Consider the following 25,244-nt stretch of genomic DNA (forward strand, 5'->3'; position numbering starts at 1 on the left):
GGAGATGCTGAATGACCGGAGCGGGAGGTGAGACGGGGCCGGAAGGAGCACCTCTCCCGGCCCCGTCCGTCCGCACCTTTCGGCAGACGTTCACTGAAGCGCCCCACGGGGGCGCGGGGAACTGGGCGACAAGCCACATGCGGCCCGCGGCCGGGCCACAAGCTGCCGCCGCACGGCGCTACCGCTTCGCCGCCTTGCGAGTGGCCCGCAGCCACTCCTTGTTCATTCCCGTGATGGAGGTCAGCGGAATGCCCTTCGGGCAGGCGGTGGCGCACTCCCCGGCCAGGGTGCACCCCCCGAACCCCTCCTCGTCCATCTGCGCCACCATGTCCAGCACCCTGGTCTCGCGTTCGGGCGCCCCCTGCGGCAGCACATTGAGGTGATTCACCTTGGCGGAGGTGAAGAGCATCGCCGCCCCGTTGGGGCACGCCGCGACACACGCCCCGCATCCGATGCACTCCGCGTGCTCGAACGCCAGGTCCGCGTCCGGCTTCGGCACCGGCGTGGCGTGCGCCTCGGGCGCCGAGCCGGTCGGCGCCGTGATGTAGCCGCCGGCCTGGATGATGCGGTCGAAGGCCGACCGGTCGACCACCAGGTCCTTCACGACCGGGAAGGCGGACGCCCGCCACGGTTCGACGTCGATGGTGTCGCCGTCCTTGAAGGACCGCATGTGCAGCTGGCAGGTGGTGGTGCGCTCGGGCCCGTGGGCGTCGCCGTTGATGACGAGCGAGCAGGCGCCGCAGATGCCCTCGCGGCAGTCGTGGTCGAAGGCGACCGGGTCCTCGCCCCTGAGGATGAGCTCCTCGTTGAGGGTGTCGAGCATCTCCAGGAAGGACATCTCGGGCGAGATGCCGTCCACCTCGTACGTGGACATGGCGCCTTCGGCGTCGGCGTTCTTCTGCCGCCAGACGCGCAGGTTGAGCTTCATGCGTAGCTCCGCTGGGTGGGGTGGACGTACTCGAAGACCAGGTCTTCCTTGTGCAGGACGGGAGCCTCGCCGGTGCCGGTGAACTGCCACGCGGCGGCGTAGGAGAACTCGTCGTCCTTGCGGGCTGCCTCACCGTCCGGGGTCTGGGACTCCTCGCGGAAGTGGCCGCCGCAGGACTCGGCGCGGTGCAGCGCGTCGAGGCACATCAGCTCCGCGAGTTCCAGGTAGTCCACGATGCGGTTGGCCTTCTCCAGTGACTGGTTGAACTCCTCACCGGTGCCGGGGACCTTGATGCGCCGCCAGAACTCCTCGCGGATCTGCGGGATGCGCTCCAGCGCCTTGCGCAGGCCGGACTCGGTGCGGGACATGCCGCAGAACTCCCACATGAGTTCGCCGACCTCGCGGTGGAAGGAGTCGGGGGTGCGGTCGCCGTCGGCCGACAGGAGCCGGCCGAGGCGGTCCTGGGTCTCGGCCAGCACCTCCCGCACCACCGGGTGGCCGTGGGTCACCTCGTCCTGGTGCGGGTTGCGGGCCAGGTAGTCGTTGATGGTGGCCGGGAGGACGAAGTAGCCGTCGGCCAGGCCCTGCATCAGCGCGGAGGCGCCGAGCCGGTTGGCGCCGTGGTCGGAGAAGTTGGCCTCACCGATCGCGAACAGGCCCGGGACGGTGGTCTGGAGGTCGTAGTCGACCCACAGGCCGCCCATCGTGTAGTGCACGGCCGGGTAGATCCGCATCGGCACCTGGTACGGATCCTCGTCGGTGATCCGCTGGTACATGTCGAAGAGGTTGCCGTACTTGGCCTCGACGGCCCCCCGGCCCATCCGCTTGACGGCGTCGTCGAAGTCGAGGTAGACGCCCTGGCCGCCGGGGCCCACTCCCCTGCCCTCGTCGCAGACGTTCTTCGCGGCGCGGGAGGCGATGTCGCGCGGCACGAGGTTGCCGAAGGAGGGGTAGATGCGCTCCAGGTAGTAGTCGCGCTCGTCCTCGGGGATCCGGTTCGGCGGGCGGGTGTCGCCCTTGGCCTTCGGCACCCAGATCCGGCCGTCGTTGCGCAGCGACTCGCTCATCAGCGTCAGCTTGGACTGGTGGTCGCCGGTGCGCGGGATGCAGGTCGGGTGGATCTGGGTGAAGCAGGGGTTGGCGAAGTACGCGCCGCGCCGGTGCGCCCGCCAGATCGCGGTGGCGTTGGAGTTCATGGCGTTCGTCGACAGGTAGAAGACGTTGCCGTAGCCGCCGCTGGCGAGGACGACGGCGTCCGCGAAGTACGTGTCGATCTTCCCGGTGATCAGGTCCCGGGCGACGATGCCGCGGGCCCGCCCGTCGACGACGATCAGGTCGAGCATCTCGGTGCGCGGGTGCATCTCGACGTTGCCCGCGGCGATCTGCCGGCTGAGGGCCTGGTAGGCGCCGAGGAGGAGCTGCTGGCCCGTCTGGCCGCGCGCGTAGAAGGTGCGGGAGACCTGCACGCCGCCGAAGGAGCGGGTGTCGAGCAGTCCGCCGTACTCGCGGGCGAAGGGCACACCCTGGGCCACGCACTGGTCGATGATCTCGACGGAGATCTGGGCGAGGCGGTGGACGTTGGACTCGCGGGAGCGGAAGTCGCCGCCCTTGACGGTGTCGTAGAACAGGCGGTGGACGGAGTCGCCGTCGTTGCGGTAGTTCTTCGCCGCGTTGATGCCGCCCTGCGCGGCGATGGAGTGGGCGCGGCGCGGGGAGTCCTGGTAGCAGAACTGGACGACGCGGTAGCCCTGTTCGGCGAGCGTGGCACCGGCGGAGCCGCCGGCGAGGCCGGTGCCGACGACGATGACGGTCTTGCCCCGGCGGTTGGCGGGGTTGACCAGCTTGGCCTCGAAGCGGCGCTTGTCCCAGCGCTCGTGGACCGGTCCCGCGGGGGCCTTGGTGTCGGCGACCGGCTCGCCGGTCGCGTACTCGGTGTAGGAAGTCATGGTCAGCTCACCACTCCGGTCATGACGGCCACGGGGACGGCGAGGAAGCCGGCCGTGAGCAGCAGCGCGAGGGCATTGGCGGTGGTCTTGAGGGCGCGGTCGCGGGTGCGGCTGCCGACTCCGAGGGTCTGGGCGGCGCTCCAGAAGCCGTGCCGGACGTGCAGGCCCACGGCGAGCATCGCGACGATGTAGATGACGTTGCCGTACCAGGTGGAGAAGGTGTCCACGACGTTCTGGTACGGCTTGCCCGTCTCGAAGCCGCCGGAGTGCACGGTGCCGGTGGTCAGGTCGAGGAGGTGCCAGACGATGAACAGGGCGAGGATGACGCCGCCCCAGCGCATGGTGCGCGTGGCGTAGCTGGCGCGCGGCTTCTTGTGCACGTACTTGCTGGGGCGCGCCCTGATGTCGCGGCGGCTGAGCTGGTAGGCGGAGACGGCGTGGGCGACCACCGCGGCGACGAGGACGACGCGGACGATCCACAGCGTCCACTCGTAGTGCATGAACGGTTCGCCGACCGTACGCAGCCAGTGGGCGTAGTGGTTGAACTCGCCAGCCCCGAAGAAGATCTTCAGGTTCCCGATCATGTGGACGACCAGGTACAGCAGCATGATGAGGCCGCTGACCGCCATCACTGTCTTCTTGCCGACGGTCGAGTCCCACACGGTGCGTGCCATGGACGGCCGTCGGTCCGTCCGCGTTGCCAGAGCCATACCACCAGACGCTAGGGCCGAAGGGCCCCATCGGTCCAAGACATGGTCCGGCTCGTTTCGATAGGGTGCGCCTATGATGGGAGCATGCAGTTCCAGCAGCTCCAGTACTTCGTGGCCGTCGCCGAGACCAGGCACTTCACCCGGGCCGCGGAACGGGTCCATGTCGCACAGCCCTCCCTGTCACAGCAGATCAAGGCGCTGGAGCGGGAGCTGGGGGCGGATCTGTTCCGGCGGGCCCGGGGGAACATCACGCTGACCGACGCGGGCGAGGCCCTGCTGCCCCTCGCGCGGCGGATCCTGGCCGACGCGGACACCGCGCGGCACGAGGTGCAGGAGGTGGCGCAACTGCGCAGCGGGCGGGTGCGGCTGGGGGCGACGCCGAGTCTGTGCACCGGTCTGCTGCCGGACGTGCTGCGCGCGTTCCACGACCGGTATCCGGGCGTCCGGCTGCTGGTCGAGGAGGGCGGCTCGCACGATCTGGTGCGGGAACTGGCCCGGGGCGCGCTGGATCTCGCCCTGGTGGTCCTGCCGCTGCCGACGCCGTCGCCCGCGCTGACCACGGTGGAGCTGCTGCGGGAGGACCTGGTGGTGGTGTCCTCGCCGGACGTCCCCCGGCCGGGGCGGGGCCGGCGCACCGTGCGCATCGCCGATCTGGAGGGTGAGCGGCTGGTGATGTTCCGGCACGGCTACGACCTGCGTGAGCTGACGGTGGCCGCGTGCCGGGCCGAGGGCTTCGAGCCGGAGTTCGCGGTGGAGGGCGGGGAGATGGACGCGGTGCTGGGGTTCGTGCGGGCGGGGCTGGGGGTGGCGGTGGTGCCGAGGATGGTGGCCGCGCGGTCGGGACACGGGCTGCGGGTGGCTCCGCTCGCCCGGCCGGGCCTGTACCGGGCCATCGCCCTGGCGCACCGCAGTGACGTGGCTCCGCCTCGGGCGGCGCGGGAGTTGCAGCGGATGCTGCTGGAGCGCTGACGCGGGTGTGGGCGCATGAGGATTTTCGCCCCCGCCGCCCCTCCCCTGCCCGTCCCCGGGGGCTCCGCCCCGGACCCCCGTTCACGCCCACACGGGCGGTGCCGCACATCGGCACGGCCCGCGCCCCTAGGCGGGGGTGCCCTGGTGGTAGTACATGCGCCAGCCTGTTCGATCGTCCTGCTTGCGCTACAGGGAGCTGCGCAGGGCCCGGCGCCCGTCGAAGCGGGTCTCGTAGGTGAGGTGCACCAGGCCGGGGGCCAGCAGGACGCCGGTGATCTCCGACGGCTCGTAGACCGGGCCGTCCGCCGAGCCGCCCGGGTGGTCGTGCAGCTCGGCGATCATCTCGGCGTACGTGTAGCGCCGCCCCGAGGCGCCCACCTCGGTGAACTCCGGGTCCAGCAGGCGCACCACCTCGGCACGCGAGGAACGGACGGCCGGGTCCATGAGCCGCAGCTCCCCCTCGACCGCCGCGGTCACCGATTCCCTCTCCTGGTCCGTCCCCACGTGATCCTTCTCCGTCCGTGAGAGCCGCACCCCCAGGGGCGCGGGGCCGGCACCTGTGCGGCTCCGCCGCGTGGGCGCGACGAGCCACAACCGGCCCGCGGCCGCCGTACGCCCCGAGCCGCTGGGCCCTAGCCCGTAGCGTCCACCAGGGCCAGCTCGTGCAGCCGGTCCGGCGGGCCCGGGCGGGCGTAGTACCAGCCCTGGGCCGTGTCGCAGCCGAGGATGCGGAGCTGTTCGGCCTGGGCGCCCGTCTCCACGCCCTCCACCGTGACCGCGAGGTCGAGGCTGTGGGCCAGGGACACGATCCCCTCGACGATCTTCAGGTCGACGGGGTCGGCCGGGAACTGCTGCATGCTCTGGGTGAAGGAGCGGTCGAGCTTCAGGACGCTCACCGGGAGGCGGCGCAGGTTGGCGAGGTTGGAGTAGCCGGTGCCGAAGTCGTCGAGGGCGATGTCGACGCCCATCTCCGCCAGGCGGCGCAGGGGCTTGAGGAGATCGTCGTCCGCTCCGATCAGCGCCGACTCGGTCACCTCGAGGCACAGCGCCTCGGGAGCCACGCCGGTGCGTTCCAGGATGTCCACGGTGTCCTGGACCAGCCCGGGGTGGGTGAGCTGGCAGGGCGAGAGGTTCACGTTGATGCGCAGCGGACCGAGCGCCTCTCCCCCGTGCCGGTCCCGCCACTCGCGGGCCTGGCGCACCGACTGCTCCAGCACCCAGCGGCCCAGCGGAACGATCAGCCCCGTGTGCTCGGCGAGCGGGATGAACCGGTCCGGGGACAGCACGCCGTGCTGCGGGTGCAGCCAGCGCACCAGCGCCTCGGCGCCCCGGACGCTGCCGTCGCCGAGGTGGACCAGCGGCTGGTACTCGATGAAGAACTCGCCCCGGTCCAGGGCCGTCGGCAGCGCCGTGGTGAGCCCGTGCCGGGTGATGGCGCGGGCGTCGGCCTCCGGGTCGGCGAGCTCGAACCGGTTGCCGCCCGCCGACTTGGCCCGGTACATGGTGATGTCGGCGCTGCGCAGCACCTCCGCCGCGCTGCGCTCCCCTGCCGGTCCCTCGACGATGCCGATGCTGCCGCGCACGGTCAGCTCCCGGCCGTCGACGCTGATCGGGGCGAGCAGCGCGTTCATGATGCGGGCCGCGAGCTCGTCGACGGTGCGTTCGGTGTCGGATCCGGTGGTCAGGGCCACGAACTCGTCGCCGCCGAGCCGGGCCACCATCTCGCCGGGCGCGGTGGCGCAGGCCTGGAGCCGGTCGGCGACCTCGACGAGCAGCCGGTCGCCGGCCGCGTGCCCGAGGCTGTCGTTGACGGTCTTGAAGCCGTCCAGGTCGAGGTAGCACAGCCCGAACCGCTGGCCCTCGCCGGCGCCGAGCGCCTTCTCCAGACGCTCGAAGAAGAACGTCCGGTTGGGCAGTCCGGTGAGCGCGTCGTGGGTGGCCTCGTACCGCAGCCGGAGGTTGAGCAGCCGCCGCTCGGTGGTGTCCTCCATGAGGGCGAGCTGGTACTGCGGCTCGCCGTCGGGATCGCGGAGCAGGGACACCGTCAGATTGGTCCACAGGACCGTTCCGTCCGGGCGGTGGAACGCCTTCTCCAGGTGGTAGTGCTCGCGCTCGCCGCTCACCAGCTCGTCGTAGAGCCGCCAGGTCTGCGGGGCGTCGTCGGGGTGGACCCAGTCCCTGACGTTGCGGCCGCGAAGCCCCTGCTCGGAGAGTCCGAACATGCGCCGCAGCGCGCCGTTGACCTGCAGGACGTTGCCCTCGAGGTCGGCGATGCCGATGCCTATCGCCGCGCCCTCGAACACCGCGCGGAACCGGGCCTCGGTGGCGTGCAGCGCCTGCGCCACGACGCCCTGCGCCTCCAGCGCGGCCTGGGCGATGGCCTCCTGTTCGGCCAGCGTCCGCTCGCGCAGCGCCCGCGCGAACCCCGCGGCCATGGCGTGCTGGAGCCTGGCGCTGCGTGCCCTGAGGTCCTCGCGGTCGCCGTCCCCGCCGCAGTACAGGACGAGATAGGCGTCCACGCAGTCGAGGGTCCGGCTGAGCGCCTCCGGGTCGGTGCAGTGCGCCTCCACCAGGGCCGCGCCGGCCGTCCTGCCCGCGTCCGCGTCGAAGGACCTGGCCCGCAGTGCCTCGCTCAGCCGGCGGGCCAGCGGCAGCAGACGCTCCTCGAACTCCGGGCGGGTCGACGAGGTGGAGGTCACCGGGTAGACCGCCCGGCTCCAGATCGTCGCGAACCGGCGCAGTCTGTCCTCCGGCCCGTCCGGCTCCGCGCTCACGCCGTACGCCCCACGCCCGCGAAACCGGAGAAGGCATAGGGATCCTCGTCCTCCGGTGCGGTGTCCGGCCGCCACTGCGGCATCGGCACCAGTCCGGGTTCCACCATGTCGTACCCCTCGAAGAACCGCGCGATCTCGTCGCGCGTGCGCATGATCAGCGGGTTGCGAATGTTCTGGTACACGTCCACCGCCCCCTCGGCCCGCTCCGGCGGCAGCGGAATCCCGTCGTACGAGGCATGGGTGAGCACGAGCATGCTGCCGGGCGCGAGGGCCTCGCGCAGTTCGGTCACCGCCGCATACGGGTCGTCCGCGTCTTCCACGAAGTGCAGTATGGCAACGAGAAGCAGCGCCACTGGCCGATTCAGGTCGATCAGTCGGAGCACTTCGGGACTGGCCAGGATCTCCTGCGGCTTGCGGAGGTCCGCGGCGAGGATGTCCGCCCGGTCGTTGCCGTCGAGAACCGCCTGGCTGTGCGCCACGGCCACGGGGTCGTGGTCGACGTACATCACGCGTGCGTCCGGGTCGGCCGCCTGGGCCACCTCGTGGACGTTGCCGAACGTCGGGATGCCGGAGCCGATGTCCAGGAACTGGGTGATGCCCTCGGCGACGGCGAAACGCACCGCCCGCCGCATGAACGCCCGGTTCGCCTGCATGATCTTGGGCAGTCCCGGCATGAACTCCATGGCCTGGCGGGCCGCTTGCCGGTCGACCTCGAAGTTGTGCGAACCGCCCAGGTAGAAGTCGTACATCCGGGAGACGCTGGGCACCGTGATGTCGATGCTCCGGGGGGCCCAGGCGGGACGCTCCATGTATCTCTCCAAGGCGTAGGCGATCCGGTGTTCGAGCAGAGGCTACTGATCGCCCGCCAAGGGAGCGACCCCAAACGGAAATTGACCATCCGTTCCCGGTCACTGCCAGTGGCACGTGCCGGGTCGGACCGCTCCTGTGCGTGACGAGACGTGTCCGCGGGAATCCGGAGAGTCCCCGGTGCGTCACGGCACAGCGGTCCGCCCCTCCGCGGGCTGCGGAGGGGCGGACACGGGGCCGGCGGCATCCGGAGTGGACGACACCCTGGGGAGGTTGTTACTTCTCCGGAGCGCCGACCGGCTTTCCGTCGGGGCGTACGGCGTACCAGGTGCCGCCGACTCCCTGACCGTTGGTGTCGCCGGCGGCCTTGTCACCGGCGAAGGTGTAGATGGGCCAGCAGTTGATGGTCTGCTGTTCGGCTCCGTCCGGGCGGGTGAAGGTCATGTAGCCCTTCTTCTGGATGCCCTCGGTGTCCTCGAAGTCGACCGGCGACACCACCGGCCACTTCTCCAGGCAGGCGCCGGTGCAGGCCGACACGGGCTTCGGCCAGGCCTCGTCCTTCATGAAGCGGTAGACGGTCATGCCGTTCTCGTCGACGACGATCTCGCCGAGCTTCGGGTCCTGCCGGGTGGACAGCCCGGCCCGGTCGGCCGCCTGCGCCTTCTTGCCCTCGGGAGTGAGCGCGTACCACTTGCCGCCGACGCCCTGTCCCTTGACGTCACCGGCATTGACGTCCTTGACGTAGCGGTAGGCGGGCCAGCCGCCGACCGTGAGCTGCTTGGTCCCGTCGGCCCGGGTGACCTCCCCGAGCAGGGACTTGTCGATGCCCTCGCCTGCCGTGGCGTCGTCGGCGGGCACCGGCGGCCAGGTCTTGGCGCAGTCGTCCTCGCAGTTGGACGTGGGCGGTTCGGCGGTGTCCTGGTCGAAGCGGTACAGGGTCAGGCCGAGGTTGTCGGTCACCACCTTGCCCAGTTCGGCGTTGGTGGAGACGTTCAGCTCGCCCGCGGTGTTGGAGGGGCTCGCGGCGGCCTGCCCGCCGCCGGCCTTGTCGCCGCCGCTGCCGGCGTTGCCCGTGTTGCCGTAGTCCCCGGCCGCGGCCGTGGCGCCCACGTTCTGGCTGGAGGCGGGCGGCGGGGCGTCCTGCCCGCACGCGGTGGTCAGGGCCAGCACCGCCGCGGCGCTCGCCACCAGTGAGGCGGTCCGCCAGGAGGTCTTCATCGTCAACTCCACATCATCGCCAGGGTCCTGCAGCGCCCTGCTGTGCCGCCGCTCGACGATGGGTACGCACGGAGGTACGCGTTGTGTTCAACGGCGGCCCGGATTTCTTTCGTTAACTCCTTCGGGGCAATCACCCCGCTCCCGCGCGTGACCGGACGGTTCACGACTCATGATCCTCGTCGTGCACCCACTCGTACCGACCCGATCCCGCGTCTGCGCACCCGCGTTGGCCGCGACGGCACTGGTCTGGGCTCTCGTCGGCGCCCCCGGCGCGGCGGTGGCGGACGCCTGCGCGTACGCCTCCACGGGACCGGGCGGCACGGAGGCGGTGGCGGTCGCCGGCAGTCTCACCTGGACGGATCCTCCGCCCTGCGTACCGCCTGCCCCGTCCCCGACGCCCACCCCCACGCCTTCCCCGACGCCACCGCCACCGCCCACGCCCGCGCCACCGAGGCCCAGCCCTCCCCCGGAGCCACCTCCGCCTCCGCCGTCACCGCCACCGCCCGCGGCCCGTCCGGCGCCGCCTCCGGCCCGTCCCGCACCGGCTCCCACTCCGTCGCCGCGCCCGCCGTCGCGCCCCGCGCCGCCTCCGCCTCCTGCCCCGACGCCGTCGGTCACGCCCGAGCCGCGGCCGTCCGTGACACCCGTGCACTATCCGCCGTACCGGGCGGCCCCGGCCCGGAAGCGCTCCGGTGGCGCCACCTCGCCGCTCACCTTCGTCCTGCTCATCACGACGCCCGCGGTGGTCGCCGTCGCCGCGCTCCGTCCGCGCTGACGACCGACCCGACCCCTTCTGGAGGCACCTCTTGCCGGAATGGCTTGTTCTCACCCTCGCGATGCTCGCCGCGTGCGTCGTCGTGGTGGTCATCACCCTGGTTCGGCACCGCAGGGCGGCCGACGACGAGGACCCCAGCGAGACCCCTGACGTCATCGAGTACATGACGATGTGGATCGGTGTGGTGTACGCCATCGTCCTCGGTCTGGCGATCGCCGGCGTGTGGGAGGGACGCAGCGCCGCACAGGAACACGTACGGGCGGAGGCGGTGGCACTGCACGAGATCACCGAGCGCGTACGCGTCTACCCCGCCGAAGTGCGCGACCGCATCCGGGACGATGTCAACGCCTATGTCGGACACGTCGTCACCACCGAGTGGCGGACCATGGCCGACGACGGCCGGGTCACCGGGCGCGGCACCGAACTGCTCGACCGGGTCCGCCGGGACGTCACCGACTACCGGCCGCGGACGGACTTCGAGGCCCAGGCCTACCAGCCGCTGGTGGACCAGGTGGCCGCCGCCGACGAGGCGCGCAGCGCGCGGGCCGGGGCGACCGGGGAGACCATGCCGGGCGTGGTGTGGTTCGGGCTGGTCGCGGGGGCCGTCATCACCATCGGCATGGTCTTCGCGCTGCAGATCCGGCGCACCGGCCGGGAGCTGATCCTCGCCGGGCTGTTCTCCGCGCTGATCGCGTTCCTGCTCTTCCTCATCTGGGACTTCGACGCCCCCTACAGCCGGGGCCTCGCCGCGTCGGCGGACCCGTTCCTGCGGCTCTTCCCGCACATCGGGAGCTAGCCGGGCAGAGCTTCGCCCCGGATCCGGCGGGATCCGGGGCGCGGCCTGTCGAACACGTGCGGAACGGAACCGAGGGGGACAGCGGCTCAGATCCGCTTCTCGGCGCGGCGGCGCATCCAGAAGACACCGCCGCCGGCGACCGCCGCGGCCACCAGCGCGCCGCCGATCGCCATGTCGGTCGGGGTGGCCCCGCTGGTGCTGCTGCCGCCGACACCGCCGCGGACGCCGCCGATGACGGTGAAGGCGGCCGGGCGGGTTAGGCTCCTGCCGGAGCAGTGGACCGTGATGTCGTAGGAACCGGGGCGGGCGTCCTCGTTGATGGTGGCGGTGCCCTTCGAGGTGTCGTGGGCGCCGTGGACGGGCGTCAGGTTCGTCCTGGGGAACGCGTTGGAGGTCGCCGTGCCGCCGTTGGGGCAGCCGTCGACCGTGATGGTCAGCTGGCCGCCGCGGGCGATGACGCTGGGCAGGGCGACGATGTTGGACGGGTTGGGAACCCGGCCGGAGTCCGCGACGGCCGCCGGGGCGGCGAGCCCGAGGACGGCGGCCGCGGCGCCGGCGGCTGCCAGGGCACGTGAGTTACGCATGTGATCCTCCGCGGAAGACGCCCCGGGTCCCGTCCCCGGTCCGATCGGCGAGAAAGCGCCTCCCAGAAAGACCCTCAGTTGCCCTGCGCGGCCCCGCATTTCGGGAATGGTCCGTACCGGTGAGGGCCACCCCTCGCGGGAAACCGCGCGGGGGCATATCACCGCAGGTCACGGACCGTCAGAAGATCTTCGTCCGCCCCCGCCCCGGATGGCGCACCCCGCCTCGTCCGCGCCACCCGTTCGCCCCCGCCCCGTCGCCGGTCGCGCGCGCTCGGCCTAGCGTTTTCGTCATGCGCGAGTGGTACGGCGACGGCCGTGTCGAGAGGGGAAGGCGAATGTCTGCTTTCGAGCCGGACGAAGCCGAATGGGAGGCGCGGCGGAGGAGGCGCGCCCCGTGGGGCGTGATAGCGCTGGTGCTGCTGACCGGCCTCGCGCTCATCCGCAACGGCTCGGGAGAGTTCGACGTGGGCCCGCCGCAGCCGGCCGGTGCGGCCGCCGCCGACGGCAGGACCCCCGGCTCCATCGTGGCGGAAGCGGTGCCACCGCTGCCGTACGCGGTTCCGGACCGGGTGCGGATCCCGGCGATCCAGGTGGACGCACCGGTCATTCCGGTGGGTCTGGACATGGAGGGCTGGGTGGACGCGCCGCCGCCCGAGGACCCGAATCTGGCGGGCTGGTTCACCGGTGCCGTCTCGCCCGGTGAGAAGGGCACGGCGGTCGTCGTCGGCCATGTCGACAACGCGCAGGGGCCGGCCGTGTTCTACGGGCTCGGGGCGCTGAAGAAGGGGAACCGCGTCGAGATCGCGCGCCAGGACGGGAAGACCGTCGTGTTCGAGATCTACGGCATCGAGGTCTTCGCGAAGAACGACTTCCCGGGTGACCGGGTCTACGCCTCCAAGGGGAATGCGGAACTGCGGGTCATCACCTGCGGCGGCGGTTTCTCCGAGCAGAACGGCTACGACGGGAACGTCGTCGCCTTCGCCCGCCTGGCCGAGGTCCGCTGAGCGGCCCCCGTCCGGGCGGGCGGGGACCGCTCAGAGGTGCTGCCGGCGGGGCACGGTGACGTGGTAGCCGGAGTCCAGCAGTTCGGGCAGATAGCGGCGCAGCGCCCGCACACTCTGCGAGCGGTCGCCCCCGGCGTCGTGCGAGAGCACCACGACGCCGGGGGCGGCGCCGTCCTCCACCCGGTCGACGATGGTGGCGGTGCCCGGCGTGGTCCAGTCGAGGGTGTCGACCGTCCAGGCCAGGGGCTCCATGCCCAGTTCGGCGCCGAGCCGGAAGGCGGCGCGGTTCCAGGCGCCGTAGGGTGCGCGGAACCACTCGGGGCGTTCGCCGTAGGTCTTCTCGATGATGTCGCAGGTGCGCTCCATCTCGGTGCGGATCCGGCGGCGGCTGAGGCGGGTGAGCAGGGGGTGGGTCCAGGTGTGGTTGCCGACCACGTGTCCCTCGTCGGCCATCCGGGCCAGCAGGTCCCGGTTCGCGGTCACCATCTCGCCGCACACGAAGAACATCGCGCGCACCTCGTACCGGGCCAGCGTGTCCAGGATGTGCGGGGTGTAGCGGGGATCGGGCCCGTCGTCGAAGGTCAGCACCATGGTGCGACCGCGCCCGGACACCCGCAGCAGCGGTTCCCCGCGCACCGGCGTCCTGCCGGTGGCGCTGCGCGGGGGGCCGTAGCCGGTCAGGGGGCTCAGACGGTACTCGGAGGGCTTGAGCGGGCGGCGGGCGGCCCGGGGTCCGGCGGCGGGCGGGGGTGCGGCCCGGTTCCCGGTGCCCGGGGCGAGCGCCGCGGCCACCCCTGCCGCGCCCAGGGCGGCGGCACCGGTGAGCAACGCCCGCCGTCTGGTGAGCAACTGATCCTTCTCCATGACTCATCAGTCGCCACACGGAGGGGCGGCGCACCCCGGCGACACCGGTGCGGCGGCACGATTTCATCCGTCCGGCGCAGAGCCGGACGACGGAGCCCGGCGGACGCGGGAACGGCCCGGGCGACGGCTTCCGATAGCCTCGCTGCCGTGACGGAACAGCAGGCCCACCGGTTCGAACGGGGCACGGACGGCCCGAAGGTGATCGTGGCCGGCGTGGACGGCTCCGACTCCTCGCTGCGGGCGGCGGCGTACGCCTCCGGTCTGGCCCGCCGTCAGGGGTCCCTGCTCGCCATCGTGTACGTGCAGCCGGTGCTGGCGGCCGGTGCGGCGCTCGGCGCGCCGGTGGCCGACACGACCGAGGAGATCGCCCAGGACCTGGTGGCGCAGATCAGGGAGGCGATGGAGCGGATCAGGGGGGTCTCGGGACTCCGCTGGGAGTTCCACACCTTCCGCGGCGATCCGTACAACGGCCTGGTGAAGGCGGCGGACGACCTCAAGGCGGACGCGGTGGTGGTGGGGGCCTCCGAGCAGGCGGGCCACCGGATCGTCGGGTCGGTCGCGGTCCGGCTGGTGAAGGCGGGGCGCTGGCCGGTCACGGTGGTGCCGTAGTCCCGCAAAGGTGCGCCCTGGGCACGCGTGGTGGCTTCCGTCGGCGATGCCGCGGGGGCATCATGATCGGCCGTCAGACGTTTGCCGAACGTGAAGAGGTGAGGCGTGTGGCCGGTCTCCGGGCGGGTGAGGGGATTCTCCGCCGCAAACCCATCGAACACATCGAGGCGACGGAAGCCGGCGAGGGCACGCGACTGGAACGCACCCTCGGCCTGTGGCAGCTCACCGCGATCGGCGTGGGCGGCATCATCGGCGCCGGCATCTTCACGCTCGCGGGAACGGTCGCCAACGGCACGGCGGGACCCGCGGTGCTGGTCTCCTTCCTCGTCGCGGGTGTCGCCAGCGCCGCCGCCGCGCTGTCGTACGCCGAGTTCGCGGGCCTGATCCCGAAAGCGGGCTCGGCCTACACGTACGGGTACGCGGTGCTCGGCGAACTCGCCGGCTGGTTCATCGGCTGGGACCTGCTGCTGGAGTACACGGCGATCGTGGCGGTGGTCGCGATCGGCATCTCCGGCTACTTCGGCTTCCTCGTGGCCGAGACGGGCGCCGGCCTGCCCGCCTGGACGCTGGGTGCGCCCGGCACCGGCGACGGTCATCGCGTCGACCTGTTCGCGGTGCTGCTGTGTCTGTTCATCGCCTTCCTGCTGAATCTCGGCATCAGGAACGCGGCCCGGTTCGAGACGGTGGTCGTGGTGCTGAAGGTGCTGGTCGTGCTGCTGGTGATCGCGGTCGGGGTGTTCCACGTCGACACCGCCAACTACAACCCGTTCTTCCCGTACGGGGCCGGCGGGGCGTTCACCGGCGCGGCGACGGTGTTCTTCGCGGTGTTCGGCTACGACGCGATGTCGACGGCGGCCGAGGAGTCCAAGGACGCCCAGCGGCACATGCCGAGGGCGATCATCCACTCGCTGATCATCTCGATGGTTTTGTACGTGGCGGCCTGCCTGGTGCTCACGGGGATGCAGGACTACAGGGACATCGACCCGGAGAGCGGCTTCTCCACGGCGTTCAAGTCGGTGGGGCTGGGCGGGCTCGCGGACGTGATCGCGGTGGGCGCCGTCATCGGCATCCTCACGGTGATGTTCACCTTCATGCTGGGTGTCACACGGGTGTGGTTCGCCATGTCGCGGGACGGGCTGCTGCCCCGCTGGTTCGCCAGGACCCACCCGACCCGGCGCGTGCCCACGCGGGTCACCTGGATCGTCGGGGTGGCGTCGGCCGCCATCGCCGGGTTCCTGCCGATCGGTGAGGCGGCCGAACTGACCAACATCGGGATCCTGCTGGCGTTCGTGGTGGTGTGCACGGCGGTGATCGTGCTGCGTTACCGGCATCCGGAGCTGCCGCGCACCTTCCGCACGCCGTGGATGCCGGTCGTGCCGGCGCTGGGCGTGGTCTTCTCCATCTGGCTGATCACGTTCCTGCAGTGGCAGACCTGGGCACGGTTCGCGGTCTGGTTCCTGGCCGGCCTGGTGGTCTACTTCGGTTACTCCTACCGGCGTTCGGAGCTGGCCCGGCGCTGACGCCGGCCGGAGCGGCTCAGAGCGCCGCGAGGAAGCCGGTGACGATGTCGTTGTACTCGCCGGGGCGTTCCATGTTCGGGTAGTGGGCGGTGCCCTGGACGGTCGCCGAGCGGCCGTCCGCGACGGTGCGGGCGAGCCGGCCGGCCATGCGGAGGTGGTCCTCGGAGTCGAGCCCGCCGTGCACGGCGAGCACCGGGACGCCGATGCCGCCGATCCGCTCCCAGGTGCCGGTGACGGGCACCCTCAGGTCGGGCTCGCCGGCGGTGTGCTTGCCGATGGTGCCGAGGGCCATGGCGCGCTGCCGGTCGAGGATCCCCGCGTCGACGTCGTCCGCGGTCCGGTGCGGTCCGGGGACGAACCGCAGGAACGCCTCGAGCCAGGCGTCGACGTCCCCGGCGGCCAGGGCCTTGCCCCAGTCGGCCAGGACGGAGGTGGTCCAGGGGTCGCGGAAGTCCGGCTCGCTGGTGCCGGCCCCGGAGACGACCAGCGCCCGCACGAGACCGGAGTGCTCCAGCGCGGTGTCCACCGCCGTGCCCGCGCCCATCGACAGACCGATCAGGACCGCCGAGTCGATGCCGAGGTGGTCCAGCAGAGCGGCGACGTCGTCGGCCGGGCGGTAGGGGCGGGTGGCGTTGGCGGAGGCGCCGTGGCCGCGGGCGTCGGGCGCGACGACCCGGTGGGACGCGGCGAGGGCGGGCACCTGGGCGTCCCACATGCGGTGGTCGAGGAAACCGCCGTGCAGCAGCACCAGAGCGGGACCGGTGCCGCCGGTGTCACGGTAGGCGAGGTCGCCGTCGGCGGAGGGGAGGAAACGCAGATCCGAGTCAGTCATGACAACCAGGGTGTCATTTACCGTCCGGACATGGCAACCGAGGTGTCATGATGGGACGGTGAGCGACATGGAATCACCTCTCCCACCGGACGAGCTCGGCCGCCGCCTCACCGAGGTGTACGACGCGGTCGGCCCCCTGTACCGGCGTGCACAGCGCCTGGTCGAGCAGGGGCTGGCACCCGAACGGATCTCCGTCGGGGTGCGGGCGGTGCTGGCCCTGCTGCACCGCGGCGGGCCGATGACCGTGCCGCAGATGGGGCGCGCGCAGTCGATCAGCCGTCAGTTCGTGCAGCGGATGGTGAACGACGCGGCGGCCCGGGGCCTGGTGGAGAGCGTGCCCAATCCCGCCCACCGGCGGTCCTCGCTGATCCGGCTGACCGGCGAGGGGCGGTCGGTGATCACCGCCGTCGTGGACCGGGAGCACCGGATGCTCCGGGAGGTGGGCGGGGATCTCACGGACACCGAGGTGACGGCCTGCCTGCGTGTGCTCGGGGTCATGCTGACGGCCCTCGACCACGTGGACGTCGGCTGACGGACCCCGGGCTACTTCCCCATCACCAGGCCGTCCTGCGCAGCGCCCCGGCTCAGCACGACGTCCCGGATGCGGTCGCGCACCGCGTGCACCTCCGCGCCCTGCTCCAGCGCCCGGTTGAGGTTGACCACCCGTCCGGCGTCCACGTCGAACAGCTGCGGGACGAACTCCGCCCGCGTCACCTCCCAGCGGCCCCCGGGGCGGGCCGGCGGGGCGAAGGTGAAGCGGCCCACGGTGGACTGGTTCCCGCGCGGATCCTCCAGACCCTCGTGGTTGGTCATCCCGCCGGCGATCTGGTCGCCCATGCCGTAGATCACCCAGGTGCCGTTGACCTTCTCGTACGCCTGCGGGACATGGGCGTGGGTGCCGAGGATCAGGTCGATGTCGGGGCGGCCGCCGGTGTGCGAGGCGGTGAGCGAGCGGGCCAGGCCGGTCTGCTGCCCGTCGGGCGCCTCCTGCCATTCGGTGCCCCAGTGCAGGGAGACCACGACGACATCGGCTCCGGCCCGCCGGGCGGCCCGCGCGTCGTCGACGATCCGCGCCTCGTCGACGAGGTCGACCGCCCAGGGGCGGTCCGGCGGCAGCGGGATGCCGTTGGTGTCGTAGGTGTAGGCGAGGTGGGCGACGCGCGCCGCCCCCGCCCGCAGCACGGTCGCCGTGCGCGCCTCCCGCTCGCTGCGCGCCGAGCCCGCGTGGCGCACGCCGGCCCGGTCGAGGGCGTCCAGGGTGCGGCGGATGCCGGCCGCGCCGTCGTCCAGGGTGTGGTTGGAGGCGGTGGAGCAGCCGTCGTAGCCGGTGGCGGCGAGGGCGTGAGCCACCTCGGGCGGGGACTTGAAGAGGGGGTAGCCGGTGTAGTCGCCGTCGGCGCCGTAGACGGTCTCCATGTGGCACAGCGCCACGTCCGCGGGGGCGACGACGGAGCGGATGCCGGAGAGCATCGGCCGGAAGTCGTAGCCGGTGCCCCCGGCGTCGTGGCGGGCGCGTTCGATGATCGAGCTGTGGGGCAGCACGTCGCCCGAGGCGACGAGGGTGAAGCCGCGGCGCTCCGCGGCGGACGGGGCCGGACGCCCCGGTTCCGGTGGCCGGTGCTCGCGGGCCTGGCAGGCGGCACCCGCGGCGAGAACGACGGTCAGGACCAGGGCAACCTGCCGGCTGCGCGCGATCATCACTCACCCCGCTGTAGTCGTATTTATGGATAAACAGGTAAGAAGACCCATCCGTCCCGCGACTGCTCCGACACGCTCTTTAGGCCGTCCGGCGTGCGCGAACGGCCTCCTCGACCGTTCGTCGAACCGTTCGTCGACGCGATCGACCGTCCGCCGCACGCCCGTGTGCGCGCCCTGTCCCCGAGCAGCGCCGTGCGCTGCCATACGGCCATGACGGCCGGAATCACACTCACGAACGGGACGACCGCCGAGCACGAGCTCGCCGCACTGCAGCGCGAGCACGGCCGGCCCCTCTTCGCGCTGCTGCTCCGGCTCTGCGACGGGGACCGGCAGCGCGCGGAGGATCTGGTCCAGGAGACGCTGGTGCGCGCCTGGCAGCACCCCGAGGCCCTGCGCGCGGAGGACTTCGACTCGGTGCGGCCCTGGCTGCTCACCGTGGCACGGCGGCTCGCGATCGACGCCCGGCGGGCCCGGCAGGCCCGTCCGGCCGAGGTCGGGGACGCCGTGCTGGAGAACGCGCGGGTGATCTCCGACCACGCCGAACGGGCCGCGGCGATGCTCGATGTCCGCGAGGCTGTGAAGACACTCACTCCGGAGCACCGTGAAGTCCTGGTGCTCGTGTACTTCCAGGGGGCGAGTGTGGCGGAAGCCGCGGCGGCCCTCGGAATTCCGCCCGGTACCGTGAAGTCCCGCGCGTACTACGCGCTGCGCGCCCTGCGCCGGGTGCTTCCCGGATACGCCTCCGACATGCGGTGAAACCGGCCGTCGAGTCAAACCTCCGTAAAGCGCCTTGCCGATGACCCCGGTTGAGTAATCGGCTGTCCTCATCCGTGTTCCGGACCGGGGGCCCGGGTTCGGGCGACGCGCACGCACCGGAGGAAGGCAGGAAGGGATGCTGCACAGAGGTCGAGAGAGCACGGACGGCACCGGTGACGGTGAACTGACCGTCCCCATGGCCTGGTTGTACGCCGAGTACATCGCCGACGAACTGCTGCGCAGCGGCGATCTCATGCCGCCGACGTCCTTCGAGTTCCGGGCCGGCCGGGACGCGCTGGCGCTGACCGTCTTCCTGTCCGACACCGACGGCGAGCTGTCCGGCATCCGGGTGGTCACCCAGCTGGAGACCTGGCTGTCGCTGACCGCGTACGACCAGCCGTGGCAGGAGTGGGTCCAGGGGCGAATGGCCGACCTGGCCGCGGACGCCGCCGCGTCCGGCCGGACGGCACCGGATCTGGAGCTGGCCCGCGAGGCCTGGCGCTGGCTGCGGGAGACGGAACTGCTCGCACCCGATCTGAACGCGGTGCCGGGCGGCGGCGCCGTGGCCGGTGAGGACGAGGGGCCCAAGGTCTGGACGCCGGCCTGGCAGCTCGGGCTGCCGCTCGGCCACCTCGCGATCCATCTTTTCTAGGTTTCCGGGAAATCCGACCAATCCGCGGGCCGGAGGGCTCCGAATCCTTTGGTTACGATTCGGCACGCCGCTTGAGTGATTCGGCCGGCTGGTGCGTACCGGTGGGAGCAAGGAGTAACCCCACCCGCACCCAACGGTACGAGGATTCGGCATGAGGTCCCTGGAAAGGCATCGCGACGTCGGCGCCTACGCGCTCGGCGTGCTGGACGAGGCGGAGGCGTTCCGCTTCGAGGACCACCTCATGGAGTGCCCGAGCTGCGCTGTCCAGGTGACCGAATTCGGCCCCGCGGCACGCCAGTTGATGTTGTACCGGAGCGCCACTCCGCGACTGGTGAACCCGCTGGCCAAGCCCGGCCCGAGGATGCTGGACCGGCTGCTGTCGGAGGTCGCGGTCCGCAACCGCGCGGGGCGCCGCCGGCTGCTGCTCGCGCTGGCCGCCTCGGTGGTGTTCGCGGTGTCCGCGCCGGCGATCGCGGTGATGGCGGACGACGGCGCCGGAAACGCCGTGAGCATCGCGGCGACCGACGAGCGGTCCGGGGTGTGGGCGGAGGTGACCACGGAGGACAAGGCCTGGGGCAGCCGGCTGGAGCTGCGGGTCAAGGACGGTGCGGGTCCGCGCGCCTGCCATCTGGTGGTGGTCGGCAGGGACGGCTCCGAGGAGACGGCGACGAGCTGGAGCGTGCCCCGTCACGACGCCCGCCCCAACACGATGCCGGGCGGTTCCGCCATGCACCCCGAGGAGATCGCCCGCTACGAGGTGCGGACGGCGGACGGCGAGCACCTGGTGACCCTGGAGCCCCGCTGACCGGGCCGCTCCGGCGGCTCATTTCAGCAGGCGGGAGAGCCTGCGGTCGGCCAGCGGCCTGCCGCCGGTCTGGCAGGTCGGGCAGTACTGCAGCGAGGAGTCACTGAAGGAGACCTCGCGGACGGTGTCCCCGCACACCGGGCAGTCCTCACCGGTACGGCCGTGGACCCGCAGCCCGCTCTTCTTCTCCGCCTTCAGCCGTCCGGCCGCGACCCCGCGGGAGCGTTCCACCGCCTCGGTGAGGGTGGTGCGCAGAGCCTCGTACAGCCGGGTGGTCTCCTCCGGGGTGAGGGAGCCCGCCGGTTTGTAGGGGGACATGCGGGCCGCGTGCAGGATCTCGTCGCTGTAGGCGTTCCCGACGCCCGCGATCAGGCTCTGGTCGCGCAGCGCGCCCTTCAAGCGGCGGCGTTCCCCGGACAGCAGGTCCGCCAGGCGCCGCTCGTCGAAGTCGTCGGCCAGCGGGTCCGGGCCCAGCCGCGCGATGCCCGGAACCGCCCCGGGGTCCGCCACGACGTACACCGCGAGCCGCTTCTGGGTGCCGGCCTCCGTCAGGTCGAAGCCCGCGCCGGTCTCCAGCGCGACGCGCAGCGCGAGGGGGCCCCTGCCGGGGCGGGGCCGGCCGCTGGGCAGACTGTCCCTCCAGTGCAGCCAGCCCGCGCGGGCCAGATGCGTGACGAAGTACGGCCCGCCGTCCGTCTCCAGGGCGAGGAACTTGCCGTACCGGTGCACGGCGGTGACCTCGCGGCCCTCGACGGCCGTGAGCGGCGGGTCGAAGGTCTTCAGGACGCTGATCGCCACGGGCAGCACCCGGACGATCTCGTGGCCGGCCAGGTGCTCGGAGAGGAAGTCCTTGAGCGCCTCGACCTCGGGGAGTTCCGGCATACGTCAAGGGTGCCACCGGGGACCGCCGCGGTCAGGCCGGGTCGGCCCCCTCGGGCACGACGAACTCGCTCCACACGCACTTGCCGCCGCCCCGTGCCTCCACGCCCCACACGTCCGCGAGCATGTCGACCAGGAGCAGGCCCCGGCCGGAGACCCCCGACTCGCCGGCCTCGCGGCGGCGCGGCAGGGCGCTGGAGGAGTCCTCGACCTCCACGCGCACCCGCCGGTCCTTGCCGGTGAGGACCCTGAGGGTGACGACCGCGGTGCCCTCGGTGTGCATCAGGACGTTGGTGATCATCTCGTCGGCGACCAGCTCGATCTCGTCGGCCCGGTCCCGCGCACCCCACGCGCTCGCCGCCGTACGGATCATGCGCCGGGTCTCGGAGAGCGCACCCGGTTCGCCGGGCGGCACGTGCTGCTTGAGCCGGCCGCCGGAGCGGGGGCTGTCCAGGGCGCGGCGGCGCAGCAGGAGCAGCGCCACGTCGTCGTCGCCGCCGCGCTCCTCGGCGACGTCGATGAGCCGGTCGGCGAGGTCGCGCACGTCGTCGGGGCCCACGGTGATCAGGGCGGACAGGGTCCGCATGCCGTCGTCGAGGTCGGCGCCCGGCTGTTCGACGAGGCCGTCGGTGCACAGCAGCAGGGTGTCGCCCGGATCCAGCTCTATCGTGCCGACCGGGTAGTCGAGCCCGTCGAACTCCGCGGACAGGCCGAGCGGCAGCCCCCCGGGCACGCAGACGCGGTCGCAGGAGCCGTCGGTGCGGCGCACCAGCGGGTCGATGTGGCCGGCCCGGACCACCTGCACCACGCCGGTGGACAGGTCGGCCTCGGCGTAGAGGCAGGTCGCGGAGCGGTCGGTGTCGAGTTCGTCCAGGAAGACGGAGGCACGGGCCATCACGGTGGCCGGCGGGTGCCCCTCGGCTGCGTAGGCGCGCAGCACGATGCGCAACTGGCCCATGACGGCGGCGGCGTGCGTGTCGTGGCCCTGTACGTCGCCGATGACGGCGCCGACCCGGCCTCCGGGCAGCGGGATCAGGTCGTACCAGTCGCCGCCGATGTCCCGGCCGAAGGTGCCCCCGAGGGCGGCGGCGCGGTAGCGCACGGCGAGGTCGGCGCCGGGCACGCTGGGGATGGTGCGCGGCAGCATGGCCTGCTGCAGGCTCTGGGCGAGGTCCATCTCCTGCTCGTAGAACATCGCGCGTTGCAGGCTCTGCGCGATGCTGCTGCCCAGGGCGACGAGGATGTTGCGCTCCTCGGCGGAGAAGCCGCGCCGGTCGCTGTAGAGCAGGCCCATCGCGCCGATGGGGCGGGCCTGGACGATGAGCGGCAGATAGGCGGCCGAGGTGATGTTCAGACCGGTGATGCCCTGCCAGAGCTTCGGGTAGCGCTCGGCGAACTCCTCCGGTGACTCGATGAAGCACGGGCCGAGGGTCCGCACCACCTCGCTCATCGGGTAGGGCTCGTCTATCCGGGTGATGCGGGTGCCCTCGACGAAGCTGCCGTCGGGGCCCTCGGCGATGAGCCGGATGCGGCCCGCCTCGACCAGTCCCATGACGAGGCTGGTCGCGCCCAGATGGGTGAGTCCGTGGGTGTCCTTGAGGGCGTCGATGACCTCGCGCACCGTGCGGGCGTGGGCGAGGGCGGCGGTGGTGAGCTGGACGATGTTGGTCTGCCGGCGGCGGGCGTCCTCCTGGTCCGCCTGCGCACGTCGCGCCTCGGTGTCGCTGAGCTCCTGGGTGGCGTCCCGGACGATGCCGATGATGCGGTTGGGCCGGCCGGTCTCGTCCCGGCGGATGTAGCCCTGGGTGTGGGTCCAGCGCAGCCCGCCGTCGCGGCGGCGGACGCGGAAGTAGGCGCCGTAGTTCTCGCTGCCGTTCTTCAGCGCCTGCGAGACGGTCGTGTCCAGCCGCCGGGCCTCCCCGGGCGGCACCCGTGCCGACAGGGTCTCGGGCCGGTCGTCGTACTCGTCCGGGCGCACGTCGAAGATCTCGTGCGCCTGGGCGTCCATCTGCATGACCCCGGAGTCCAGATCCCAGTCGAAGCTGCCCATGCGGTTGAGCACCAGGATCGGATCCGGGTGGTCCGGCCAGTCGTCCGGGAGTGACAGGGGGCTCGCTCCCCGATCAGACATGGGCCTACCTTGCCAGGATTCACGCGATTCTTCGACCGCTGGGCGCGTTCTGCCCGCTTCTCTCACATGGGTTGCTCGTGCCACCCGGTGGTATACGGAGAGTCACAGGGGTTCGGGCGTGACGACGGCGGAGGGAGCGCGCGGCCGTGGAGTGGTTCACCGCATCCGACTACTGGCTCGGCCGGCTGGTCTTCCAGCGGGCGCTGGCCGGGCTGTACCTGGTCGCGTTCCTGACCGCCGCGCTGCAGTTCCGTGCGCTGATCGGGGAGCGCGGCATGCTGCCGGTGCCGCGTTTCGTGGAGCGGGTGCCGTTCCGGAGCTCCCCGAGCCTGTTCCAGCTGCACTACTCGGACCGGTTCTTCGCGGGGTGCGTCTGGGCGGGGTGCGCGGTGTCGGCGGCGCTGCTCGCGGGGCTCGACTCGCTGCTTCCGCTGTGGAGCGGGATGCTGCTGTGGCTGGTGCCGTGGGTGCTGTACCTGTCGGTCGTCAACGTCGGGCAGACCTGGTACTCGTTCGGCTGGGAGTCGTTGCTGCTCGAGGTCGGCTTCCTCGCCGTGTTCCTGGGCAACGACGAGGTGGCGCCGCCCGTCGTGGTGCTGTTCCTGCTGCGGTGGGTGCTGTTCCGGGTGGAGTTCGGCGCGGGGCTGATCAAGATGCGCGGCGACGCGTGCTGGCGGAAGCTGACCTGTCTGGACCACCATCACGAGACGCAGCCGATGCCGGGGCCGCTGAGCTGGTTCTTCCACCATCTGCCGAAGCCGCTGCACCGGGTCGAGGTGGCGGCGAACCATGTCACCCAGCTGGTGGTGCCGTTCCTGCTGTTCGCCCCGCAGCCGGTGGCCTCGGCCGCCGCCGCCCTGATGATCGTCACCCAGCTGTGGCTGGTGCTGTCGGGCAACTTCGCCTGGCTGAACTGGATCACGATCGTGCTGGCCCTGCCGGTGATCACCTTCCCCGCCGATCCGCCCGCGGTGTCCGGCGCGCCGCTGTGGTACGTGGTGGTCGTGCTCGCGGTGTCCGCTGCACTGCTCGGCCTCAGCCATCGGCCCGTCCGCAACATGGTCTCCCGCCGTCAGGTGATGAACCGCTCCTTCGACCCGCTGCATCTGGTCAACACCTACGGGGCGTTCGGCAGCGTCAGCCGGATCCGCTACGAGGTGGTCGTGGAGGGCACGGCGGACGAGGTGCCCCGGCAGGACTCCGACTGGCGGGAGTACGAGTTCAAGGGGAAGCCGGGTGACCCACGGCGCTGGCCGCGCCAGTTCGCGCCGTACCATCTGCGGCTCGACTGGCTGATGTGGTTCGCCGCCCTGTCGCCCGCGTACGCCGGCCCTTGGTTCGGGGCGCTGGTGGAGCGCCTGCTGGAGAACGACCGGGACACCCTGAAACTGCTGCGCCGCTCCCCGTTCCCCGCGCACGCGCCGCCCCGGCACATCCGCGCCCGCCTCTTCCGCTACCGGTACACGACGTGGCGGGAGCTGCGGGAGACCGGTGCGTGCTGGGAGCGGACCTACGTGCGGGAGTTCCTGCCGCCGACCCGGCTGACAGGGGCGGCTCACAGGCCGTAGACACGGGTGGCGGTGGTCTCGAAGAGCTGCCCGCGCTCGGCGTGGCCGAGGTGGCGGGTCAGTGTCCGCGCGACGGCGAGAACGTCGCCGTACGCCGCCGCCAGGGTGCACACCGGCCAGTCGGATCCGAACATCAGCCGTCCGGGCCCGAAGGCGTCCAGCGCGGCATCGGCGTACGGCCTCAGGTCGCCGACGGTCCAGGAGGCCGGGTCGGCCTCGGTGACCAGGCCCGAGAGCTTGCCCACCGCGTTGGGCAGTGCGGATCACCAGCAGGAGGACGCGTTCGCCGCACCCGGACCGAACAGGCCGCGATCCACCGCGCGCTGGCCGCCCGCGACCCGGAGGCGGCACGGGCGGCCGCGGCCGCGCACGTGGGCGCGGTGGAGGAGTGGCTGCGCGCCCGGCTGGAGGGCTGACCG

General features: G+C 72.0%; 23 protein-coding genes and 3 pseudogenes. 12 read left to right on the forward strand and 14 right to left on the reverse strand.

What is annotated here, in order from left to right:
- Nucleotides 1-178: 178 nt before the first annotated feature.
- Genes F1615_RS13220 through F1615_RS13230 form a run of 3 tightly spaced genes read right to left on the reverse strand, consistent with a single transcriptional unit; the run spans nt 179 to nt 3,584 of the window.
- Nucleotides 179-928, reverse strand: a complete 750-nt coding sequence (locus F1615_RS13220; RefSeq protein ID WP_149549141.1) for a succinate dehydrogenase/fumarate reductase iron-sulfur subunit — start codon at nt 926-928, stop codon at nt 179-181.
- Nucleotides 925-2,874, reverse strand: a complete 1,950-nt coding sequence (locus tag F1615_RS13225) for a fumarate reductase/succinate dehydrogenase flavoprotein subunit (protein ID WP_149549142.1) — start codon at nt 2,872-2,874, stop codon at nt 925-927. The genes F1615_RS13220 and F1615_RS13225 overlap by 4 nt, the downstream gene beginning before the upstream one ends.
- Before the next feature lie 2 nt (nt 2,875-2,876).
- Nucleotides 2,877-3,584 carry a succinate dehydrogenase gene (locus F1615_RS13230; RefSeq protein ID WP_149549143.1) on the reverse strand — a complete coding sequence of 236 codons (708 nt, stop codon included), beginning with the start codon at nt 3,582-3,584 and terminating at the stop codon, nt 2,877-2,879.
- A gap of 84 nt (nt 3,585-3,668) precedes the next feature.
- Between F1615_RS13230 and F1615_RS13235 the strand changes: the two genes are divergently transcribed.
- Entirely contained in the window at nt 3,669-4,553 is an 885-nt protein-coding gene (locus F1615_RS13235; RefSeq protein WP_149549144.1) for a LysR family transcriptional regulator, read from the forward strand.
- 189 nt (nt 4,554-4,742) lie between these two features.
- Here F1615_RS13235 and F1615_RS13240 read toward each other — a convergent pair.
- From F1615_RS13240 to F1615_RS13255, 4 genes and pseudogenes are all read right to left on the reverse strand, one after another.
- A pseudogene (locus F1615_RS13240) lies at nt 4,743-5,030 on the reverse strand (DUF4440 domain-containing protein); the annotation flags it as partial.
- A 155-nt stretch (nt 5,031-5,185) separates the two neighbouring features.
- Nucleotides 5,186-7,327 (reverse strand): putative bifunctional diguanylate cyclase/phosphodiesterase, encoded by a 2,142-nt coding sequence (locus F1615_RS13245; RefSeq protein WP_149549145.1) that lies wholly within the window; start codon nt 7,325-7,327, stop codon nt 5,186-5,188.
- On the reverse strand, nt 7,324-8,136 hold the full coding sequence (locus tag F1615_RS13250) for an SAM-dependent methyltransferase (RefSeq protein WP_149549146.1): 813 nt from the start codon (nt 8,134-8,136) through the stop codon (nt 7,324-7,326). Before F1615_RS13250 ends, F1615_RS13245 begins: the two co-directional genes overlap by 4 nt.
- Nucleotides 8,137-8,410: 274 nt before the next feature.
- Nucleotides 8,411-9,352, reverse strand: a complete 942-nt coding sequence (locus F1615_RS13255; RefSeq protein WP_149549263.1) for an SCO0930 family lipoprotein — start codon at nt 9,350-9,352, stop codon at nt 8,411-8,413.
- A 646-nt stretch (nt 9,353-9,998) separates the two neighbouring features.
- On the opposite strand from F1615_RS13255, the gene F1615_RS36825 reads away from it, so the two are divergent.
- Nucleotides 9,999-10,127 (forward strand): hypothetical protein, encoded by a 129-nt coding sequence (locus F1615_RS36825; protein WP_280118891.1) that lies wholly within the window; start codon nt 9,999-10,001, stop codon nt 10,125-10,127.
- Nucleotides 10,128-10,158: 31 nt separating this feature from the next.
- The gene (locus F1615_RS13265; RefSeq protein WP_149549147.1) at nt 10,159-10,923 is read left to right on the forward strand and encodes a DUF4239 domain-containing protein; all 765 of its coding nucleotides are present in this window, start codon (nt 10,159-10,161) and stop codon (nt 10,921-10,923) included.
- Nucleotides 10,924-11,009: 86 nt separating this feature from the next.
- Here F1615_RS13265 and F1615_RS13270 read toward each other — a convergent pair whose 3' ends face one another.
- Nucleotides 11,010-11,507: a hypothetical protein gene (locus F1615_RS13270; RefSeq protein ID WP_149549148.1), complete on the reverse strand. Its 498-nt coding sequence runs from the start codon at nt 11,505-11,507 to the stop codon at nt 11,010-11,012.
- Between the two features lie 335 nt (nt 11,508-11,842).
- Here F1615_RS13270 and F1615_RS13275 point away from each other — a divergent pair, with 335 nt between their 5' ends.
- A complete protein-coding gene (locus F1615_RS13275) occupies nt 11,843-12,511 on the forward strand; it encodes a class F sortase (RefSeq protein ID WP_149549149.1) in 669 nt (222 codons plus the stop codon).
- Between the two features lie 30 nt (nt 12,512-12,541).
- Here F1615_RS13275 and F1615_RS13280 read toward each other — a convergent pair whose 3' ends face one another.
- Nucleotides 12,542-13,375: a polysaccharide deacetylase family protein gene (locus tag F1615_RS13280; protein WP_208818301.1), complete on the reverse strand. Its 834-nt coding sequence runs from the start codon at nt 13,373-13,375 to the stop codon at nt 12,542-12,544.
- 147 nt (nt 13,376-13,522) lie between these two features.
- Between F1615_RS13280 and F1615_RS13285 the strand changes: the two genes are divergently transcribed.
- Both F1615_RS13285 and F1615_RS13290 read left to right on the forward strand, forming a co-directional pair.
- A complete protein-coding gene (locus F1615_RS13285) occupies nt 13,523-13,984 on the forward strand; it encodes a universal stress protein (protein ID WP_149549150.1) in 462 nt (153 codons plus the stop codon).
- A 107-nt stretch (nt 13,985-14,091) separates the two neighbouring features.
- Nucleotides 14,092-15,504 carry an amino acid permease gene (locus F1615_RS13290; RefSeq protein WP_149549151.1) on the forward strand — a complete coding sequence of 471 codons (1,413 nt, stop codon included), beginning with the start codon at nt 14,092-14,094 and terminating at the stop codon, nt 15,502-15,504.
- Between the two features lie 16 nt (nt 15,505-15,520).
- Here F1615_RS13290 and F1615_RS13295 read toward each other — a convergent pair whose 3' ends face one another.
- Nucleotides 15,521-16,336, reverse strand: coding sequence for an alpha/beta fold hydrolase (locus F1615_RS13295; RefSeq protein ID WP_149549152.1), 816 nt, complete (start codon nt 16,334-16,336; stop codon nt 15,521-15,523).
- A gap of 67 nt (nt 16,337-16,403) precedes the next feature.
- On the opposite strand from F1615_RS13295, the gene F1615_RS13300 reads away from it, so the two are divergent.
- Complete coding sequence (locus F1615_RS13300; RefSeq protein ID WP_425385636.1) at nt 16,404-16,868, forward strand: MarR family winged helix-turn-helix transcriptional regulator; 465 nt, start codon at nt 16,404-16,406, stop codon at nt 16,866-16,868.
- A gap of 11 nt (nt 16,869-16,879) precedes the next feature.
- Here the strand turns inward: F1615_RS13300 and F1615_RS13305 are convergent, their stop codons facing one another.
- Entirely contained in the window at nt 16,880-18,034 is a 1,155-nt protein-coding gene (locus F1615_RS13305) for a CapA family protein (protein WP_149549154.1), read from the reverse strand.
- Between the two features lie 210 nt (nt 18,035-18,244).
- On the opposite strand from F1615_RS13305, the gene F1615_RS13310 reads away from it, so the two are divergent.
- From F1615_RS13310 to F1615_RS13320, 3 genes are all read left to right on the forward strand, one after another.
- Entirely contained in the window at nt 18,245-18,790 is a 546-nt protein-coding gene (locus F1615_RS13310) for a sigma-70 family RNA polymerase sigma factor (RefSeq protein ID WP_037928014.1), read from the forward strand.
- Nucleotides 18,791-18,926: 136 nt separating this feature from the next.
- The gene (locus tag F1615_RS13315) at nt 18,927-19,442 is read left to right on the forward strand and encodes a hypothetical protein (protein ID WP_149549155.1); all 516 of its coding nucleotides are present in this window, start codon (nt 18,927-18,929) and stop codon (nt 19,440-19,442) included.
- Between the two features lie 151 nt (nt 19,443-19,593).
- Nucleotides 19,594-20,247, forward strand: a complete 654-nt coding sequence (locus F1615_RS13320; protein ID WP_149549156.1) for a zf-HC2 domain-containing protein — start codon at nt 19,594-19,596, stop codon at nt 20,245-20,247.
- Between the two features lie 18 nt (nt 20,248-20,265).
- On the opposite strand, the gene F1615_RS13325 is transcribed toward F1615_RS13320, so the two are convergent.
- Both F1615_RS13325 and F1615_RS13330 read right to left on the reverse strand, forming a co-directional pair.
- Nucleotides 20,266-21,129 (reverse strand): Fpg/Nei family DNA glycosylase, encoded by an 864-nt coding sequence (locus F1615_RS13325; protein ID WP_149549157.1) that lies wholly within the window; start codon nt 21,127-21,129, stop codon nt 20,266-20,268.
- Between the two features lie 31 nt (nt 21,130-21,160).
- Nucleotides 21,161-23,257: a SpoIIE family protein phosphatase gene (locus F1615_RS13330; protein ID WP_149549158.1), complete on the reverse strand. Its 2,097-nt coding sequence runs from the start codon at nt 23,255-23,257 to the stop codon at nt 21,161-21,163.
- Between the two features lie 146 nt (nt 23,258-23,403).
- Between F1615_RS13330 and F1615_RS13335 the strand changes: the two genes are divergently transcribed.
- Nucleotides 23,404-24,825, forward strand: a complete 1,422-nt coding sequence (locus F1615_RS13335) for a lipase maturation factor family protein (protein WP_149549159.1) — start codon at nt 23,404-23,406, stop codon at nt 24,823-24,825.
- Here F1615_RS13335 and F1615_RS13340 read toward each other — a convergent pair.
- Nucleotides 24,813-25,088 (reverse strand): annotated as a pseudogene (locus tag F1615_RS13340) (amidohydrolase family protein); the annotation flags it as partial. The gene F1615_RS13335 and the pseudogene F1615_RS13340 sit on opposite strands and share 13 nt — an antisense overlap.
- Nucleotides 25,089-25,100: 12 nt before the next feature.
- On the opposite strand from F1615_RS13340, the pseudogene F1615_RS36220 reads away from it, so the two are divergent.
- Nucleotides 25,101-25,241, forward strand: a pseudogene (locus tag F1615_RS36220) (GntR family transcriptional regulator); the annotation flags it as partial.
- Nucleotides 25,242-25,244 lie beyond the last annotated feature (3 nt).

The sequence above is a fragment of the Streptomyces marokkonensis genome, assembly GCF_008312835.1.
Taxonomy (GTDB): domain Bacteria; phylum Actinomycetota; class Actinomycetes; order Streptomycetales; family Streptomycetaceae; genus Streptomyces; species Streptomyces marokkonensis_A.

What these genes read in the sequence shown, in the direction of transcription:
- F1615_RS13220 (WP_149549141.1), bottom strand. Translation starts at nt 928, where the DNA reads ATGAAGCTCAACCTGCGCGTCTGGCGGCAGAAGAACGCCGACGCCGAA.
- F1615_RS13225 (WP_149549142.1), bottom strand. Translation starts at nt 2,874, where the DNA reads ATGACTTCCTACACCGAGTACGCGACCGGCGAGCCGGTCGCCGACACC.
- F1615_RS13230 (WP_149549143.1), bottom strand. Translation starts at nt 3,584, where the DNA reads ATGGCTCTGGCAACGCGGACGGACCGACGGCCGTCCATGGCACGCACC.
- F1615_RS13235 (WP_149549144.1), top strand. Translation starts at nt 3,669, where the DNA reads ATGCAGTTCCAGCAGCTCCAGTACTTCGTGGCCGTCGCCGAGACCAGG.
- F1615_RS13250 (WP_149549146.1), bottom strand. Translation starts at nt 8,136, where the DNA reads ATGGAGCGTCCCGCCTGGGCCCCCCGGAGCATCGACATCACGGTGCCC.
- F1615_RS13255 (WP_149549263.1), bottom strand. Translation starts at nt 9,352, where the DNA reads ATGAAGACCTCCTGGCGGACCGCCTCACTGGTGGCGAGCGCCGCGGCG.
- F1615_RS13270 (WP_149549148.1), bottom strand. Translation starts at nt 11,507, where the DNA reads ATGCGTAACTCACGTGCCCTGGCAGCCGCCGGCGCCGCGGCCGCCGTC.
- F1615_RS13275 (WP_149549149.1), top strand. Translation starts at nt 11,843, where the DNA reads ATGTCTGCTTTCGAGCCGGACGAAGCCGAATGGGAGGCGCGGCGGAGG.
- F1615_RS13280 (WP_208818301.1), bottom strand. Translation starts at nt 13,375, where the DNA reads ATGGAGAAGGATCAGTTGCTCACCAGACGGCGGGCGTTGCTCACCGGT.
- F1615_RS13295 (WP_149549152.1), bottom strand. Translation starts at nt 16,336, where the DNA reads ATGACTGACTCGGATCTGCGTTTCCTCCCCTCCGCCGACGGCGACCTC.
- F1615_RS13300 (WP_425385636.1), top strand. Translation starts at nt 16,404, where the DNA reads ATGGAATCACCTCTCCCACCGGACGAGCTCGGCCGCCGCCTCACCGAG.
- F1615_RS13305 (WP_149549154.1), bottom strand. Translation starts at nt 18,034, where the DNA reads ATGATCGCGCGCAGCCGGCAGGTTGCCCTGGTCCTGACCGTCGTTCTC.
- F1615_RS13310 (WP_037928014.1), top strand. Translation starts at nt 18,245, where the DNA reads ATGACGGCCGGAATCACACTCACGAACGGGACGACCGCCGAGCACGAG.
- F1615_RS13315 (WP_149549155.1), top strand. Translation starts at nt 18,927, where the DNA reads ATGCTGCACAGAGGTCGAGAGAGCACGGACGGCACCGGTGACGGTGAA.
- F1615_RS13320 (WP_149549156.1), top strand. Translation starts at nt 19,594, where the DNA reads ATGAGGTCCCTGGAAAGGCATCGCGACGTCGGCGCCTACGCGCTCGGC.
- F1615_RS13325 (WP_149549157.1), bottom strand. Translation starts at nt 21,129, where the DNA reads ATGCCGGAACTCCCCGAGGTCGAGGCGCTCAAGGACTTCCTCTCCGAG.
- F1615_RS13330 (WP_149549158.1), bottom strand. Translation starts at nt 23,257, where the DNA reads ATGTCTGATCGGGGAGCGAGCCCCCTGTCACTCCCGGACGACTGGCCG.